Here is a 16,398-nt window from a genome sequence, read left to right on the forward strand (position 1 = left end):
AAAATTAACCCAATTAAGGCGAATGTGTGGCGATATCAGAGTTAACTATTGATTCGTCTCAATAAAACAGTGAAAACCTAGTCTCAGCGCCAACAAGAGCGTCGGTACAGCGAATGAAGGGGCTCTTTGATGTCCAGAATTGCACTTGTCGATGATGACAGGAACATCCTTATGTCCGTTTCGATGACCCTCGAAGCGGAAGGCTTTGAGGTTGAGACTTACAATGATGGGCTCTCTGCGCTTGAAGCGTTCAACAAACGCATGCCGGATATGGCCGTCTTGGACATTAAAATGCCACGGATGGACGGCATGGATCTGCTCCAGCGTCTGCGCCAAAAGACCTCCATGCCCGTTATTTTCCTGACGTCTAAGGATGACGAAATCGACGAAGTCCTCGGTTTGCGTATGGGTGCGGATGATTACGTAAAAAAGCCATTTTCACAGCGTCTATTGGTCGAACGGATCAGGGCACTCTTGCGTCGTCAAGATGCGCTGGCCGGTGAAGAGATTGAAGAGACCGAGGATACCAAAGTGATGGTCCGCGGTGAGTTGGTAATGGACCCGCTGCGCCATGCAGTGAAGTGGAAAGGGAAAGACGTATCCCTTACAGTGACCGAATTCTTGTTGTTGCAGGCGCTTGCGCAGCGGCCCGGCTTTGTCAAAAGCCGCGATCAGCTGATGGATGTGGCCTATGATGATCAAGTGTACGTGGACGATCGTACGATCGATAGCCACATCAAACGGCTGCGTAAGAAGATGCGTAACACTGACAATGAGTTTTCCGCAATCGAGACCCTTTACGGCATCGGGTACCGCTACAACGAAGAGTAGCAAGGCATGAGTGCCGCCCCAAAGATTGACGTCCGCGACCTCAAGTCCGTGCGCGCAGCAGCGCGCACGCCCGATCTTGTTTTGGGTGATGATTGGGTCGACCCAGATCTTGTGACCGACGATATCGACGTCGAAGAAGTCCCGGGCGGTCGCCTTTTCGCGCTCAGGCGGTCACCGATTGCCCGCAAGATCGTTACTTTCAATCTGATCGCGCTGATCCTGTTGATTTCCGGTGTGCTTTACCTCAGCCCGTCGCGTGACAGTCTCGCGTTTCAGCGTGCGAACGGTTTGGTCAACGAAGCGCAATTGATTGCTGATGTATTTGAGGCCCAGTTGCCGACCGTTGCGCCCGTCAATCTGGTCACGGCTGATGGGATCAATCCGACCGCGACCCTTGAAGGTCTGAACCTGCGCGGCGGTGTCGAAGTGTCGGTCTTTGCCCCCGATACCACATTGGTAGCGCGTGCCACCGGTGGCTTGAACGAAAGCCAAATCGCAGATCTTGAGGCCCAAACAGGCGGCACGGTGATTTTGGATTTTCTCGTTTCACTTTGGGACGGAATGGTCAGCTTGGGCACATTCGGAGAAGAGCAGCTAAGCGAAGAGCAGGCCTTGATCCAGCTTTCGCAGGAAAACGTGCGCCAGGCGGTCACCGAGGGGACGCAGCTCGAGGCGTCTGAGATCGAGGGTGCCACCAGTTTTGTGGTCACCACACCAATCATGCGCAATGGCGTTGCGGTCGGCGTGATCGCCGTGACAACGGCGGCTGGTGAAGTTGATAGCCTCGTCCGGCGCGAGCGCGAGCAGTTCTTGCGCCTGTTCTTTGTTGGTGTGCTGGTCAGTATTGGCCTTAGCCTTGTGCTGGCTTCAACGATTGCCAATCCGTTGGCCAGACTGGCAACAGCCGCTGAGGCGAGCCAGGAAAAGAATGCGCGCAAGATGTCACCCGGACGGGTCCGCATTCCTGACCTCAGTGGACGGCCGGATGAAATCGGACGTTTGTCCGCCGCATTGCGCAGCATGGTTGCGGCCTTGTATGAACGGATCGAGGGTAATGAACAGTTCGCCGCTGACGTTGCCCACGAAATCAAGAACCCTTTGGCCTCGTTGCGCTCAGCCGTTGGGACTATGCGCGTTGCGAAAAGGGACGATCAACGCGAGCGTTTGCTTGAGGTGATTGAGCATGATGTCAAACGGCTTGATCGTCTTGTGAGCGATATCTCCAACGCCTCTCGCCTCGACAGTGAACTGGTCAAGGAAGAAGAGGAAACCTTCGATCTGATCAACATGCTGGGCAACATTGCAGAGTTTCTGGGTAAAGACGCCAAGCAGCGCGGCGTGGACTTTGTGGCAGATCTGCCCGAAGAGCCGATCCATGTCCAAGGTCTTGAAGGGCGGATGGCGCAGGTATTTGTAAACCTGATCACAAACGCGATTTCCTTTTGTGACAGGGGTGACGCGATCAGGGTTTGGGCGCGCACACGACAAAACCGTGTTCTGGTCGTGGTCGAGGACACGGGCCCCGGCATACCCGACGATGCGTTGACCAAGATTTTCCAGCGTTTCTATTCCGAACGACCTGAAGGCCAGTTCGGTAACAATTCCGGCCTTGGGCTGGCGATCTCGAAGCAGATTGTCGAAGCACATGCAGGTGTCATCTGGGCCGAGAATATTCGCCCGACAGATGCCGATCCAACGTCAGAGCCGCTTGGCGCGCGCTTTGTTGTTGGCCTGCCAATCTAGGGGCGTGGCGTGATAGCGTCGGACACCATGCATGCGACCTGCGTGGCATGGCAGGGCCGCGCAGCATTGATCGTAGGCGCATCAGGTTCCGGAAAATCATCACTGGGTTTGTCGCTGATGGCACTGGGGTGCACGTTGGTCGCCGACGATGGTGTCCGTCTGAGTGCGCATGATGGGGAACTGACAGCGCACTGTCCGGACACAATCGCCGGCTTGATAGAGGCGCGGCGGGTTGGGATATTAAACGCAAGCTACGACATGCAGGCCAGGGTTGTACTGGTTGTCGATCTGGATCGCCCAGAGGCAGAGCGTTTGCCACCCCAGCGCCTTTTCACGGCTTTGGGATGTGATGTGCCCTTGATCTACAGGGTCGATGCGCCACATTTTGCAGCGGCAATTCTGCAAATCCTCAAAGCGGGCTGGAGTGACAGATGACCAAGGCAGGTCGGGACCCTTCAAGATCAGCACCGGCCGTGGTGTTGGTAACGGGTCCGTCCGGTGCCGGTCGCACAACCGCAATCAATGCATTGGAAGACCTGGGCTATGAGGTGATTGATAATCTGCCACTCTCCCTGCTGCCGCGCTTGTTGGATGGTCCGCCGCCCGCGCGACCTTTGGCGCTGGGTGTTGATGTGCGCAACCGTGATTTTGGGACCAACGCGCTGATTGCAACGATTGACAGGCTGACAGAGCAAAGCGGCTTGATGGCGCAGGTTTTGTACATGGACGCCGCCGAAGAAGATCTGTTGCGGCGGTATTCCGAAACGCGGCGCAGACACCCGCTTGCACCTGCCGGGCCACCTTTGGCCGGCATTTCAGCCGAGCGCGAGCTGCTGATCCCGATCCGTGCGCGGGCTGATGTCTTGATCGACACCACAGGTATGTCGCCACACGATGCCAAAGCAGAGGTCGCGCAATGGTTCGGCACAGGCGAAAATCATCAACTTGGTGTCACGCTGCATTCCTTTTCCTACAAGCGCGGGCTGCCGCGCGGCATGGATATCGTGATGGACTGCCGGTTCTTGCAGAACCCGCATTGGGAAGAAGATCTGCGCAAACTGGACGGGCGCGATCCGGCAGTCGCCGCTTATGTCGCCGCCGATCCCCGGTTCGATCTCGTTCTTTGAGCGGGTCAAGTCGCTGGTGGATCTGTTGCTGCCCGCCCACATGGATGAAGGCAAAGCGCATCTTTCGATCGGCTTTGGGTGTACTGGAGGGCAACACCGTTCGGTTGCCCTGACGGAACGTATGGCGGAATCTCTTGCGCAAGATGGGTGGCATGTGTCTAAACGACACCGCGAATTAGAGCGACGTGAAGTGCAATCGAGTAAGGAACAAGTGGTTTGATCGGTATCGTCATCGTGGCCCATGGTGGATTGGCGCAGGAATATCGCGCGGCGGTGGAACATGTTGTTGGTCCTCAGCCCGGTATGATCAGCATCGCGATAGAGCCCGAAGATGACCGCGCGACCAAGCAGACGGAAATCTGCGATGCCGCTGATCGTGTTGATACCGGCGATGGCGTTGTGATTGTGACAGACATGTTTGGCGGATCGCCAACCAACCTGTCACTACGTGCCTGCAGCCCGGACAACCGCCGCATTCTTTATGGTGCAAACCTGCCCATGCTGATCAAACTAGCCAAATCCCGCAATGGCACGGTCCCGGACGCCGTTGAGGCGGCGATCATCGCTGCGCATAAGTACATCAACAGCCACAATGGTGGCTTGCCGCAATGACAACCAAACGTCTGGAAATTCAGAATATCAAGGGACTGCATGCGCGCGCTTCGGCAAAACTGGTTGAAGTGGTCGAGAGCTTTGACGCAGCTGCGATTGTCAGCAAAGATGGCGAAAGCACGAGTGGTGATAGCATCATGGGGCTTTTAATGTTGGCAGCTTCCATTGGAACCTTTATTGACGTTGAAACAAAGGGCTCTCAGGCCGCAGAGCTTGCTGCGGCCATCGAAAATCTCGTCGCTGATAAATTTGGTGAAGGCGACTGATGTGCAAGCGGATCGAATAGGACAAGCGCATTGACCGAAACGACCCCCAAAGCCTCTGTCAGTGCCGTGACCCCAGAGACCCCGCCGCGTGTCTATGATCGTGGCGCGCTGACCTATTCCAACACATTCGACAGCCCCGTTAAGCGGACCATCATCAAGACCATCGAATGGTTTTCCGGCAAGATTCATATCATCCGTATGATCCGCAAGTTTGAAAAACGCGGAAAATTTCATGGTCAGGCATTTTGGCGTGGCGCACTGGATGTGATGGGTATCGATCTGATCACCCCACAAGAACAGCTTGACCGGATCCCCAAAACGGGCCCTGTCGTCGTGGTAGCCAATCACCCGCACGGGATGGTTGATGGCATGGTCATGGCTGACCTAATCGGCCGGGTCCGCACAGATTATCGCATCCTGACGCGCGCCTTTCTGACAGATATTGATGAAGATGCAGGTAATTTCCTGATCCCTGTGCCTTTCCCACATGAAGAAGACGCGCAGGCAAAGATGGTTGAAATGCGCAAGGCCGCGATGGCCCATCTGAAAGATGGTGGCGTGATCGCTATTTTCCCGTCGGGTGTTGTGGCGTCCTCCAATTCGCTCTTTGGTCCGATGATAGAGGATGAATGGAACCTCTTTACCGCCAAGATGATCCGTATGTCCGGCGCGCGCGTCGTTCCATTGTTTTTCCCCGGTGCCAACTCCCGTTGGTATCAAATGGCCAACCAGATTTCAGCGACGTTGCGCCAGAGCCTGTTAATCCATGAGATTGTGAATGCCTGCGGACGGCCGCAAAAGCCGGTCGTAGGTCATCCCTTCGACGAAGAAGAAGTCAAAGAGCGCCTGAAGGATCAGCGTGCCTGCATGGATTGGATGCGTGAGGAGACGCTGAAGTTGCGGGAGTAACCCGCAACTACGCGCTCTCTGGAACTATACCAGCTGCCAACGCCCTTATCCAAAGTCAGGCTCGACCGTTCCCGGAAAACGCTCATCAAGATTGTTGCCAATCGCGCCGTCCGGATTGCCGCGTACATAGAGACGCGTCGGGCCATCAACGCCGTGATAACCGGGGATCTCAATAAGCCCATTGATCATCAGCAGGGCAAGATCGCGGGTTGGATAGGTGCGCCCGTTCGCGAGGTCGAATTCCTGAAATGGACTATCGTACTTTTGATACCACAGCGAACGATAGCGACGGGCGTCGACGATTTCGCTGACAAGTGGGCTGACGATAACTTCCGCAAAGAACGCCATACCGTTGCCCTCGAACCGGGCTGAATCGGTGATGGCATAGCCCTCAATACCTGCAAAGTTGTCAGTGCTGGAAAGTGCACCAACAAGCCGCGCGAGTTGGCTGGTCAATGTGCCGACCAGTCCGCCGCGGACTTTCTCGGGCGCTTCGGACGCATCATCAAGTGCTGGAAACACGATTTGACTGGTGAAGATCATGCCGACGATGGGACCAAGGAGAAATGCAACGGCCGTGAAGAACCAAAGGTACCACGGCAGGTCGACATCAACATCGACCTGATCGGCGTTGGTGATCAGCGTGCTTGATGATCGTCGGAAGCTGAGCGTGATGGGGCCGGTAAAGGTAATGTCCGCGCCGCTTTTTTCGGCACGGCCATCCACATCAATCACACCATCGCCCATTGTCAGGCTGAGGCTTTGGATCTCTGCGCCATCAACGGATTGCCCAACTTGGGCGGCGGCACCTGCGGCAAGTGAGAGGTTGAGGAATGTCTCGCTATACCCAATACCCAGCTCGTTGCCCGATCTGACGGGCGATGTGGTCAGGCCGGGTGCCAACGCTGTGCCGGGCGCCGCCACGAATGCTGCGATGCAAGGCGCAGAACTTGCGTCTCCGGGCAGGAGCTGCGGCAAGGTGGCGTAGTCTTCGGGGTCGGGTGGGGTGGCCGCATCGGGAAATAGTGCCACACCCGCCGCGTCGATCAGATCTTCGAAAAGCGGAAGCTGAAAATCCGCCAAAATGGCTTGCAACTGCGGTGCGCCAATCAAAAGATTGATGAAAGGAGCCAGTTCGTCAGGGATCACAGGTGGTTCGGCCCCGGATGCCTGAAAGCCGATGATAGGGACTGCGTCTGCATCGTTGGTCACCGTTAAATCAAGACGAAGCCCGAGGTCGAGTGGGCGTGTCTCAAGAACCGGGCCGTCTGGGTCGCCAGCCGCGCGAAGCTCCAGCGTACCGACAAGACGCAAAAGCGGCTGAAAGGGTGCATCGACGGTTGTCAGAACCGGGCGATCGAGTGCCGCAGACACATGACGAAGGCCCACATCCGGGTAGGGGAGATCGCCAAGATCGGCGCGCGTTGCGATGCTGCCTTGTTCATGTGCCTCGCCGATAATTTCGTCGAGAAACGGAATAGTAATAAAGAACCCAATAAGGGCGTTGCCAATATCCATGATAAAATTCCTTCTTAAAATAACAGAAGTATATCACAGAATCAGTTGAATTTCACCGTCCTTGTCCCCGTGGCATTTGCTGAACCGGGCTTGTCGCTGTTTGCGGTCGTCTAGCGCGTTGGCACTGGCACATCGCCGCGGTAGTCATAGAAGCCGCGCTGCGACTTCCGGCCCAACCATCCGGCTTCCACATATTTGGTCAGCAAGGGGCAGGGGCGGTATTTGGTGTCGGCTAGGCCATCATGCAAAACATTCATGATCGCGAGGCAGGTATCGAGACCGATAAAATCCGCCAGTTCCAGCGGGCCCATAGGGTGATTTGCACCCAGTTTCAGGGACGTATCAATCGACTGTACCGACCCCACGCCTTCGTACAGCGTATAGATCGCCTCGTTGATCATTGGCATCAGGATACGGTTCACGATGAATGCTGGAAAATCCTCTGCCGTGGCCGACGTCTTGCCCAAGCGTTCGACAACTGCGTGACACGCTTTGAAGGTCGGTTCATCCGTGGCAATGCCGCGGATCAATTCGACCAGCTGCATGATCGGCACCGGGTTCATGAAGTGGAAGCCCATGAACTTTTCGGGCCGGTCTGTGCGTGATGCCAACCGGGTGATCGAAATCGACGATGTGTTCGAGGTCAGGATCGTATCGGGCTTAAGATACGGTACCAAATCTTCGAAAATCGCGGTCTTGATCGTTTCACGCTCTGTTGCGGCCTCGATGATCAAATCCGTCTTACCAAGATCGGTCAGGGTCTGCGTTGTGCCAATACGCTTCAATGCATCGGCCTTTTGCGTGGCGGTGATCAGGTCTTTGCTGACTTGCCGATCCAAATTCCGATCGATCAAGGCAATGGCGGCGTCCAGCGCATCCTGGCTGATGTCAGTCAGCAGCACCTGATAGTCGGCGAGGGCAAAAACATGCGCGATCCCGTTTCCCATCTGGCCAGCGCCTACGATGCCTACTTGTTCAATTGCCATGATCAGCCCCTTGTCGGTTTGCTGCACCATAGGCCTCTGCGGGGGGCGGCATCAAGGCGGGGTTTTGCGTAAAAATTTTAACGAATATGCGCATTAGCGAATTGGCAAAGGATTTCGACGAGATCTGCGTCTTGGGTGAGTAGATTAAAGGGGTCAAAGCCATGAAACATGAGAAAATCGAAACGGGTGATTTGTCGTATTCGCCGTGTCGCTATGGAAATTCGCGGATGCTGTTTCGCGGGCCGCGCAAGCGCCTGGATCTTCCGTATCTCGCGTTCATTGGCGGAACAGAAACATATGGCAAGTTCATTGAAAAGCCGTTTCCAACACTTGTTGAAAAGGCAATGCGCCAGACCTGCGTCAACTTTGGGTGCGTGAATGGCGGCATTGACGCCTTTGTGAACGATCCAACCGTCATGGGTATCTGTGCCGAGGCTGACTTGACGGTGGTGCAGGTTATGGGCGCGAACTATCTGTCAAATCGCTTCTATTCGGTCCATCCGCGCCGAAATGACCGTTTTTTGCGCGCATCAACCGTGTTGCAGGCGATTTATCCGGACGTCGATTTTTCAGAGTTTTCCTTCACTCGCCACATGCTCAGCGCGCTCCATACCAAATCAATCGAACGGTTTGAAACCGTGGTCAGCGAATTGCGAGAGGCCTGGCTTGCCCGGATGCGCAATATGCTGGGGCAAATCGGTGATCGCACCATCTTGCTGTGGTTTTCTGAGGATGAGTTGAGCGATGAACACTGGTCAAAGCGACCAAATCAATTGCAGGTTGATCCCCTGTTCATCACCGAAGCGATGATCGAGGAGTTGCGCCCTCTAGTCAAAGGTGTCGTCGTCGCGAATCCGTCTGACAGTGCAAGGGCGCAGGGGACGCAAGGTATGTATTTTCCCACATCTCAGGAAAAAGCAGCGTCCGAAATGTTGGGTGTGGATTGTCATGCAGAGGCGAGCGCTGCGCTTATTCCCAAGCTTCGCGATACGCTCTATGAGATATGAAAAGGCCCGCGCTGGTGCGCGGGCCCCTCAAATTGTCATTTGGTCCAGATCAGAGCTTGCTGGTCAGTTCCGGCACCGCATCAAAGAGGTCTGCAACCAATCCGTAGTCAGCAACCTGAAAAATTGGCGCTTCTTCGTCTTTGTTGATGGCGACGATGATCTTGCTGTCTTTCATGCCGGCCAGGTGCTGGATCGCACCTGAAATGCCAACCGCGACATAAAGATCCGGCGCAACCACCTTACCCGTCTGACCAACCTGCCAATCGTTTGGCGCATAGCCGCTGTCGACAGCGGCGCGAGACGCACCAACAGCCGCATTCAGCTTGTCGGCAAGTGTTTCGATCAGTGCAAAGTCTTCTTCGGACCCGACACCACGACCGCCGGACACCACCACACCGGCAGATGTCAGCTCTGGACGGTCTGACGCGGCAACTTTGTCTTCGACCCATTCGGATAGACCGGGATCACCGGCTGCACCGATGCTTTCCACGGCGGCAGAGCCACCCATTTCAGCGGCGTCGAAACCCGCTGTCCGGATTGTCATCACCTTCTTTGCATCAGCCGATTTCACGGTCTGGATCGCGTTACCCGCATAGATTGGACGCTCGAATGTTTCTGCGTCAACGATCGCCGTGACTTCCGAAATGACCATTGCGTCCAAAAGGGCTGCCACACGTGGCATCACGTTCTTGGCGTCTGTTGTCCCCGGTGCTGCGATATGATCGTAGTCGCCAGCAAGTGAGACAATCAGGTCCGCAGTTGGTTCTGCCAAACGATGACCAAGGGCCGCATCTTCGGCGCAAAGCACCTTGGACACCCCCGCAATTGTCGCGGCTTCATCTGCTGCCGCTTTGGCAGAGGCACCGGCACATAGAACAGTAACGTCGCCCAACGCTTGCGCCGCAGTGACCGCTTTTGCTGTTGCATCAACAGCCAATGCGCCGTCAGTTACTTCACCAATGAGAAGAACAGCCATTATACAGCCCCCGCTTCTTTAAGTTTCTCGACCAGTTCGTCAACGGATCCGACCATGATACCGGCCTTGCGGGCCTCTGGCTCTGTTGTGCTGACGATGCTTAGGCGTGGTGCGACATCAACGCCGTAGTCGGCGGGTGTCTTTTCATCCAAAGGCTTTTTCTTGGCCTTCATGATGTTGGGCAAGGATGCATAGCGTGGCTCGTTCAGTCGCAGGTCAACGGTGATGATCGTTGGCATCTTTACTTTGATCGTTTGCAGGCCGCCGTCCACTTCGCGTGTGACGGTCGCGCTGTCGCCGTCGATGTCGACTTCGGATGCGAATGTGGCCTGTGACCACCCCAACAGGGCAGATGTCATCTGACCGGTCGCGTTCATGTCATTGTCAATCGCTTGCTTGCCGCAAAGGACCAGACCCGGCGCCTCTTCTTTGACGATAGCGGCCAGGATTTTTGCAACAGCCAGTGGTTCGATGTCGTTATGTACGTCATCTGTGGCCACAACCAAGATTGCGCGATCAGCACCCATAGCAAGGGCCGTTCGCAGTGTTTCCTGGCTTTGCTTCACGCCGATTGATACAGCGACGACTTCTTCGACTTTGCCTGCTTCGCGTAAGCGGATCGCTTCTTCCACTGCAATTTCGTCGAATGGGTTCATCGACATTTTGACATTGGCGAGATCAACACCGGAACCATCCGCTTTGACGCGAACCTTCACGTTGTAGTCGATCACGCGCTTGACGGGTACGAGGACCTTCATCTGCGTTCTTCTCCTAAGAATCTGATCAATTAACTTCTCAGATTGTTGTTATCCTGCGCGGGCGCGCGAAAACAGTGTAAAATCGACGCGCCCATGTCTGGGGACGCCACGTTCTTGACGTGCGCGTCAGGTGCGCGTTTCAGTTTGATCCGGGTTTGCCCTGGTTAGCGGTTCGCGCCCGGCACCCACAGCACGTCATCTTTGCCATTGTCATTGGCGATGCGTGAGGCTTGAAAACACCAGTCCGACAAGCGGTTGAGGTATTTCACTGCCGCCGGGTTCACCGATTCCATCGTCGCCAACTCTACCGTCAGACGTTCGGCGCGACGCGATACTGTGCGGCACAGGTGCAGATGGGCCGCTAAAGCCGATCCGCCCGGCAGGATAAAGCTGCGTAGGGGTTCAACTGCCTTGGTCATTTCGTCGATCTGGCCTTCAAGCCGTTCAACCTGCGCATCGGTCATGCGCAGCACCGGGTATTCGGCCTCTCCATCTTTTTCCATGTCCGGGCGGCACAGGTCCGCGCCCAGATCAAAGAGGTCATTTTGGATCATGGCAAGCTGCGCATCCATGTCACCTGTCGCATGTAGGCGCGCCAAACCAACGGTCGCGTTCGTTTCGTCAACGGTGCCATAGGACGTCACCCGCAAGGAATGCTTTGCCACGCGGCTGCCGTTGCCAAGGGCGGTTTCGCCCGCGTCACCGGTCTTTGTGTAGATTTTGTTGAGAACAACCATAGGTCAGCTTCCTTCACCGCGTAGATAGACAAACAGAACGATCATGATGACGGCAAAGAGTTGTGCGCCAATCCGCCAGCGCATGATCTTGTTGGCATTTTTGCGATTATATTCGCCCCCTTTACCAAAACTGCCCATGCCCCACATCAGGACACCAAGCACAACCAGTACAGAAATTGTCATCAGCCAAAAAAGCGGGTCGTCTGCCATGTCTCGATGTCCTTTAAACTTGTCCTCCGCGATGTAGCAGGGACAGCGGCGAAGGAAACCCTCAGGCCCGCAAAATCACAGCGTCGAGCAGTCGCGTCGGCAATATGCGCCGCAGGAAACCCATTAGATAGGTCGGCGTCGTGACGTAGTAGCGTGGTTTTGGTCGGGGTGATGTCAGCGCGTGAAGCAGTTTCTTGGTCACGGCAAAGGGGGAAGTTCAAACCTGTCGGGGCCGCTGCTTTCGTATAGTCGCTTGCGCAGTTCGGGGTATTGAGCGACCCGCGCAGAGTTTTCCCAATCAATCCATTTTTCAAACTGTGGGATCGCGTTTTGGCGGATATTGGATGTCACTGGCCCCGGCTCTATTAGGATCACCTTGATGGGTGTGTCGCTCATCTCGATCCGCAAAACATCGGTCAGTCCCTCAAGCGCATATTTTGTCGAAACATAAGCCCCACGCCACATCATCGGGATAAAGCCAAGCACGGATGAACAATTGACGATCCGCCCATGCCCCTGTGCCCGCATCACCGGGATCACAAGGCGGGTCAGTTCGTGCCAGCCAAAGACGTTGGTTTCGAAAATGTCGCGCAAAGCTGCGACAGGTAGGTCTTCGACCGCGCCGGGGCAGGCGTAGGCCCCGTTGTTGTAAAGCGCGTCCAGTGTGCCGCCCGTCGCCTCAAGCGTTTCTGCCAATCCGGTCACGATGCTGTCGGGGTCGGTGTAGTCGATGCGCGGGCTCTCGAACCCTTCTGATCGCAAGCGGTGGCAGTCTTGTTCTTTGCGGCAGCTTGCAAAAACGCGCCAACCTGCATCGCGCAAGCCTCGTGCGGCATCAAGACCAATGCCAGAGGATGCGCCGGTGATAAGAATAGTTTTTTGTGTCATAAGCCCTGTCTGCACTGGACAGGGCCTATGTGGCAAGCGTGCTTAGCTGTCAGACAGCAGCCGTGCAGCCATCCAGCCAATCTGACTACCGTCAGTCAGGCGAATTTGTGCCCAACCATCATCATTGGTCGCCACAAGCTCTGCCGCTGTTCCTTGCGCCAATGTATCCAGCACCGAATGGTTTGTACCTGGGCCTTCGCGCAGGTTCACCCGTGTGCCCGCAACATACACCACAGTAAATGCAGGCTCTTCGATCTCGACTGGTGCTGCGGTTTGTTCGACCTGTTCAATCACGACAGCTTCCGCGGTGACGGTCGCAACCGCTGGCAGTGCCTCTGTTTCGACAGTGTTGAACGCGGCATTTGTGACCAAAGGCGCGGCGATTGGGCGTAGCTCAGCGGTCTGTTGATCCGTTAACTTCGCAAACGGCGCTCGCGAAATAACTTCGCGTTCACGCGGCGTAAAGTCAGCGCCCCCTGACATTTCGTAAAAGACCCAAAACAGCAGAAAGCTACTGGCGGTTATCAGTTTTGGCATGTGGCAGTCCCCCCGGACAAAGAAATCGTTAACTTAGCAGCACAAATACTGAACAATACCTGACGTCGCAGCGCACGGGGAATATTCCCCGCTTTACGCCAGAATCGCTCATCGTTACACCATAGCACATGAGTGATGAGACAGATACCGATCTTGGCCCAAACGACGTCACAGAGTCGCTCCGGCGCGCCATTGGCGACCGGTATCTGACCTATGCGCTGTCCACGATCATGCACCGCGCGCTGCCTGATGCGCGCGATGGGCTTAAGCCAGTTCATCGTCGGATACTTTATGCGATGTCGCGGCTGCGTCTGTCGCCGACGGGCGGTTTTCTGAAGTCTGCGAAGATCAGCGGCGATACGATGGGCGACTTCCACCCGCATGGTGATGCTGCGATCTATGATGCGATGGCGCGTTTGGCGCAGGATTTCAACGTCCGTTATCCGCTGGTGGATGGCCAAGGTAACTTTGGCAATATCGACGGCGATAACCCTGCTGCGTCCCGTTACACGGAGGCACGGATGACCGCCGCCGCCGAGGCGTTGCTTGAGGGCTTGTCCGAGGACAGCGTCGATTTCCGCGACAACTACGATGGGCGGCTGACCGAGCCGGCAGTCTTGCCGGCCACATTCCCGAACCTTCTTGCCAATGGGTCCAGCGGGATTGCCGTGGGGATGGCCACGAACATCCCGCCGCATAATCTGCATGAACTGATTGATGCCTGCCTGCATCTGATCAAAACGCCGGATGCACGCGACGATACGCTGCTGAACTACATCCCCGGTCCCGATTTCCCGACCGGCGGCGTGATCGTGGAACCGGCTGACAATATAGCCGAAGCCTACCGCACAGGACGCGGCGCGTTCCGTCTGCGCGCTAAATGGGAGGTTGAGGATCTTGGCCGCGGCACATGGCAGGTTGTTGTGACCGAGATCCCCTATCAGGTGCAAAAGTCCAAGCTGATTGAAAAGCTGGCCGAGGTGATCCAGCTTAAGAAAGTGCCCTTGCTCGCTGACGTGCGCGATGAAAGCGCCGACGATATCCGCGTTGTGCTGGAACCGCGCGCCAAAACTGTCGATCCAGAGGTCATGATGGGGATGCTGTTCCGCAACTCTGATCTGGAGACGCGGTTTAGCCTGAACATGAATGTGTTGATTGACGGGCTGACGCCGAAGGTCTGTTCGCTCAAAGAAGTGCTGCGCGCGTTTCTTGATCACCGCCGCGACGTGCTGGTGCGGCGCAGCAAGTACCGGCTGGAAAAGATTGACCACCGGCTTGAGGTTCTTGAAGGGTTCATCATCGCCTTCCTGCATCTGGACCGCGTCATTGATATCATCCGCTACGACGACGACCCCAAGCAGGCCTTGATGGTCGAGGACTGGGCGCAAGAACATGTGCGCGCAACGTCAGAAGCTGACTATCGTTCGCCCATCGTGCCGGGCGCTGATCCAGAGGTGTCGCTGTCTGAAATCCAGGCCGAAGCGATCCTGAACATGCGCCTGCGGTCCTTGCGCCGTCTGGAAGAGCTGGAATTGATCGCTGAGCGTGACGCCTTGATGGAGGAGCGCGCGGATATCGAGGATTTGCTGGAAAGCGACGATCTGCAATGGGCCAAGATAGCCGAGCAGTTGCGCGAAACCCGCAAGGTGTTTGGCCGCGACAGTGCGGGCGGCGCGCGGCGCACGCAATTCGCCGAGGCCGCCGAAGTGGTCGAGGTCCCGCTTGAGGCGATGATCGAGCGTGAACCGATTACGGTCGTTTGCTCGCAAATGGGTTGGGTCCGGGCAATGACCGGGCATATCGACCTGACGCGAGAGTTGAAGTTCAAGGATGGTGACGGCCCGCGTTTCATCTTCCATGCGGAAACCACCGACAAACTGCTGGTCTTTGGGGCCAATGGTCGTTTCTACACAGTTGGCGCTACCAATCTGCCCGGCGGGCGCGGCATGGGAGAGCCGCTGCGTTTGATGGTTGATTTACCCAATGACGTCGAAATCGTGGATTTCCTGATCCACAAGCCGGGTGAAAAGCTGCTGGTCGCGTCTGCGGAAGGCAACGGGTTTGTCGTGCCAGAGGAAGAGGTCGTTGCCCAAACCCGGAGCGGCAAACAGGTCTTGAATGTCAAAGACACTGTCGCAAAGGTCTGTCACCGCGTCGTTGGTGACCACGTTGCCGTTGTTTCTGAGAACGCCAAGTTCCTTGTGTTTGAGTTGGGTGAATTGCCCGAAATGAACCGGGGCAAAGGCGTGCGTATTCAGAAATACAAGAAAGCGGCCGGTCGGCAAGGCATGCTGGAACTTGACGGTGGTCTGTCCGATATCACGACTTTCACGTGGGATGAGGGCCTGTCATGGCCAATGGGCGGGGGCAAAACCCGCACTGAACCCGATATGACCGAATGGAAAGGCGCACGTGCCGGTGTGGGTAAACGTCCGCCCTATGGGTTCCCAAAGAATAATCGCTTTAGCTGACCATCGTTGAAACGGTGCGCCCGGCGCAAGACACCCCAAGGGCCGATCAGAGCCCGCCGTTATTTCATTGATCGCGACAGTAAAATTGCTTCGGACAGTCAAAGTGCGGACCCCGCGCACCTTTGACTGGATGCTTTAGCTTTTATGGCTCCCATCAGCTGGCCGCTTCAAGAATACTGGCCCAAACGGGACATGCACCCTAGTGGGCGCAAAGGTCGGCTTTGGGGGCAAAGCGGGCCTATGCACGCGCTGCCTGGCTGAGCAACCATCGAGACGCGGACATAGCTGCGGTTCAACATACCGGCATCGGTGTCAGATCTTTGCGCTTCGTTATGGCATTGAAGTACACCGGTCAGAGAACTTGCGGGGATTTCTCAGCTTTCGCAGTAAGTGCAATTGCTGGGGTGAACGTCTGTGATTGTCGTTTCTCGCAAGCGCTCTACAAGACTTGCCTCAATGTCCTGGAGAACTTCGGAGACCCGTGCTTGCAGGCCCGTTTCGACGCTACAATGCGAGGGCTCTGCATCGCCAGTGCTTCCTGCCACGAGCCTTTCGTCCAAGGCCAAATAGACATCTGCAAGTGTGATGTTGTCGGCAGATCTGGCAAGCTGCCACCCACCGGCATGTCCCTTTTCTGAAGACAAGAGACCCGCTTGACGAAGTTTCCCGAGCACACGCCGAACAACAACTGGATTGGTCCCTGCATGGTCAGCGATGTCGGAAGACGTGCGCACACGACCCGGTTCGCCTGCCATATGGCTGAGGGTATGCAGGGCGAGTGACAGACGGCTGTTTCGTTTCATCGGCGGCGTTCCTTCAAGT

At 56.1% G+C, this 16,398-nt stretch carries 16 protein-coding genes and 2 pseudogenes; 9 read left to right on the forward strand and 9 right to left on the reverse strand.

Annotation, left to right across the window (positions count from 1 at the left end; all coding sequences use genetic code 11):
* Positions 1 to 129: 129 nt before the first annotated feature.
* The 7 genes and pseudogenes from ACZ1G5_RS10675 to ACZ1G5_RS10705 all read left to right on the forward strand — a co-directional run bounded on the left by ACZ1G5_RS10675 (position 130) and on the right by ACZ1G5_RS10705 (position 5,488).
* Positions 130 to 831 (forward strand): response regulator transcription factor, encoded by a 702-nt coding sequence (locus ACZ1G5_RS10675; protein WP_472732818.1) that lies wholly within the window; start codon positions 130 to 132, stop codon positions 829 to 831.
* A gap of 6 nt (positions 832 to 837) precedes the next feature.
* Positions 838 to 2,574, forward strand: a complete 1,737-nt coding sequence (locus ACZ1G5_RS10680) for a sensor N-terminal transmembrane domain-containing protein (protein ID WP_472732819.1) — start codon at positions 838 to 840, stop codon at positions 2,572 to 2,574.
* Between the two features lie 9 nt (positions 2,575 to 2,583).
* Positions 2,584 to 3,009, forward strand: a complete 426-nt coding sequence (locus ACZ1G5_RS10685; protein WP_472732820.1) for an HPr kinase/phosphorylase — start codon at positions 2,584 to 2,586, stop codon at positions 3,007 to 3,009.
* Positions 3,006 to 3,921: pseudogene (rapZ, locus tag ACZ1G5_RS10690) on the forward strand (RNase adapter RapZ). Before ACZ1G5_RS10685 ends, rapZ begins: the two are co-directional and overlap by 4 nt.
* Entirely contained in the window at positions 3,918 to 4,313 is a 396-nt protein-coding gene (locus tag ACZ1G5_RS10695; RefSeq protein ID WP_472732821.1) for a PTS sugar transporter subunit IIA, read from the forward strand. Before rapZ ends, ACZ1G5_RS10695 begins: the two are co-directional and overlap by 4 nt.
* Positions 4,310 to 4,579: an HPr family phosphocarrier protein gene (locus ACZ1G5_RS10700; protein WP_472732822.1), complete on the forward strand. Its 270-nt coding sequence runs from the start codon at positions 4,310 to 4,312 to the stop codon at positions 4,577 to 4,579. Before ACZ1G5_RS10695 ends, ACZ1G5_RS10700 begins: the two co-directional genes overlap by 4 nt.
* Before the next feature lie 66 nt (positions 4,580 to 4,645).
* Positions 4,646 to 5,488, forward strand: coding sequence for a lysophospholipid acyltransferase family protein (locus ACZ1G5_RS10705; RefSeq protein ID WP_472734319.1), 843 nt, complete (start codon positions 4,646 to 4,648; stop codon positions 5,486 to 5,488).
* A gap of 45 nt (positions 5,489 to 5,533) precedes the next feature.
* Here ACZ1G5_RS10705 and ACZ1G5_RS10710 read toward each other — a convergent pair whose 3' ends face one another.
* Positions 5,534 to 7,006: a hypothetical protein gene (locus tag ACZ1G5_RS10710; RefSeq protein ID WP_472732823.1), complete on the reverse strand. Its 1,473-nt coding sequence runs from the start codon at positions 7,004 to 7,006 to the stop codon at positions 5,534 to 5,536.
* A gap of 110 nt (positions 7,007 to 7,116) precedes the next feature.
* Positions 7,117 to 7,992 carry a 3-hydroxybutyryl-CoA dehydrogenase gene (locus ACZ1G5_RS10715; RefSeq protein WP_472732824.1) on the reverse strand — a complete coding sequence of 292 codons (876 nt, stop codon included), beginning with the start codon at positions 7,990 to 7,992 and terminating at the stop codon, positions 7,117 to 7,119.
* Between the two features lie 161 nt (positions 7,993 to 8,153).
* On the opposite strand from ACZ1G5_RS10715, the gene ACZ1G5_RS10720 reads away from it, so the two are divergent.
* Complete coding sequence (locus ACZ1G5_RS10720) at positions 8,154 to 8,999, forward strand: DUF6473 family protein (protein WP_472732825.1); 846 nt, start codon at positions 8,154 to 8,156, stop codon at positions 8,997 to 8,999.
* Between the two features lie 49 nt (positions 9,000 to 9,048).
* On the opposite strand, the gene ACZ1G5_RS10725 is transcribed toward ACZ1G5_RS10720, so the two are convergent.
* The 6 genes and pseudogenes from ACZ1G5_RS10725 to ACZ1G5_RS10750 form a co-directional block, all read right to left on the reverse strand.
* Entirely contained in the window at positions 9,049 to 9,975 is a 927-nt protein-coding gene (locus tag ACZ1G5_RS10725; protein ID WP_472732826.1) for an electron transfer flavoprotein subunit alpha/FixB family protein, read from the reverse strand.
* Complete coding sequence (locus ACZ1G5_RS10730; RefSeq protein ID WP_472732827.1) at positions 9,975 to 10,733, reverse strand: electron transfer flavoprotein subunit beta/FixA family protein; 759 nt, start codon at positions 10,731 to 10,733, stop codon at positions 9,975 to 9,977. The genes ACZ1G5_RS10725 and ACZ1G5_RS10730 overlap by 1 nt, the downstream gene beginning before the upstream one ends.
* Positions 10,734 to 10,897: 164 nt before the next feature.
* Positions 10,898 to 11,470 (reverse strand): cob(I)yrinic acid a,c-diamide adenosyltransferase, encoded by a 573-nt coding sequence (locus ACZ1G5_RS10735; protein ID WP_472732828.1) that lies wholly within the window; start codon positions 11,468 to 11,470, stop codon positions 10,898 to 10,900.
* Positions 11,471 to 11,473: 3 nt separating this feature from the next.
* Positions 11,474 to 11,680, reverse strand: a complete 207-nt coding sequence (locus ACZ1G5_RS10740; protein ID WP_472732829.1) for a twin transmembrane helix small protein — start codon at positions 11,678 to 11,680, stop codon at positions 11,474 to 11,476.
* A gap of 61 nt (positions 11,681 to 11,741) precedes the next feature.
* Positions 11,742 to 12,568: pseudogene (locus tag ACZ1G5_RS10745) on the reverse strand (SDR family NAD(P)-dependent oxidoreductase).
* 42 nt (positions 12,569 to 12,610) lie between these two features.
* A complete protein-coding gene (locus ACZ1G5_RS10750) occupies positions 12,611 to 13,105 on the reverse strand; it encodes an SH3 domain-containing protein (RefSeq protein WP_472732830.1) in 495 nt (164 codons plus the stop codon).
* 128 nt (positions 13,106 to 13,233) lie between these two features.
* Here ACZ1G5_RS10750 and ACZ1G5_RS10755 point away from each other — a divergent pair, with 128 nt between their 5' ends.
* Positions 13,234 to 15,576 (forward strand): DNA topoisomerase IV subunit A, encoded by a 2,343-nt coding sequence (locus ACZ1G5_RS10755; protein WP_472732831.1) that lies wholly within the window; start codon positions 13,234 to 13,236, stop codon positions 15,574 to 15,576.
* Positions 15,577 to 15,950: 374 nt separating this feature from the next.
* Here the strand turns inward: ACZ1G5_RS10755 and ACZ1G5_RS10760 are convergent, their stop codons facing one another.
* Entirely contained in the window at positions 15,951 to 16,379 is a 429-nt protein-coding gene (locus ACZ1G5_RS10760) for an Rrf2 family transcriptional regulator (protein ID WP_472732832.1), read from the reverse strand.
* Between the last annotated feature and the right edge of the window lie 19 nt (positions 16,380 to 16,398).

This window comes from Yoonia sp. JB2-21, assembly GCF_055693545.1.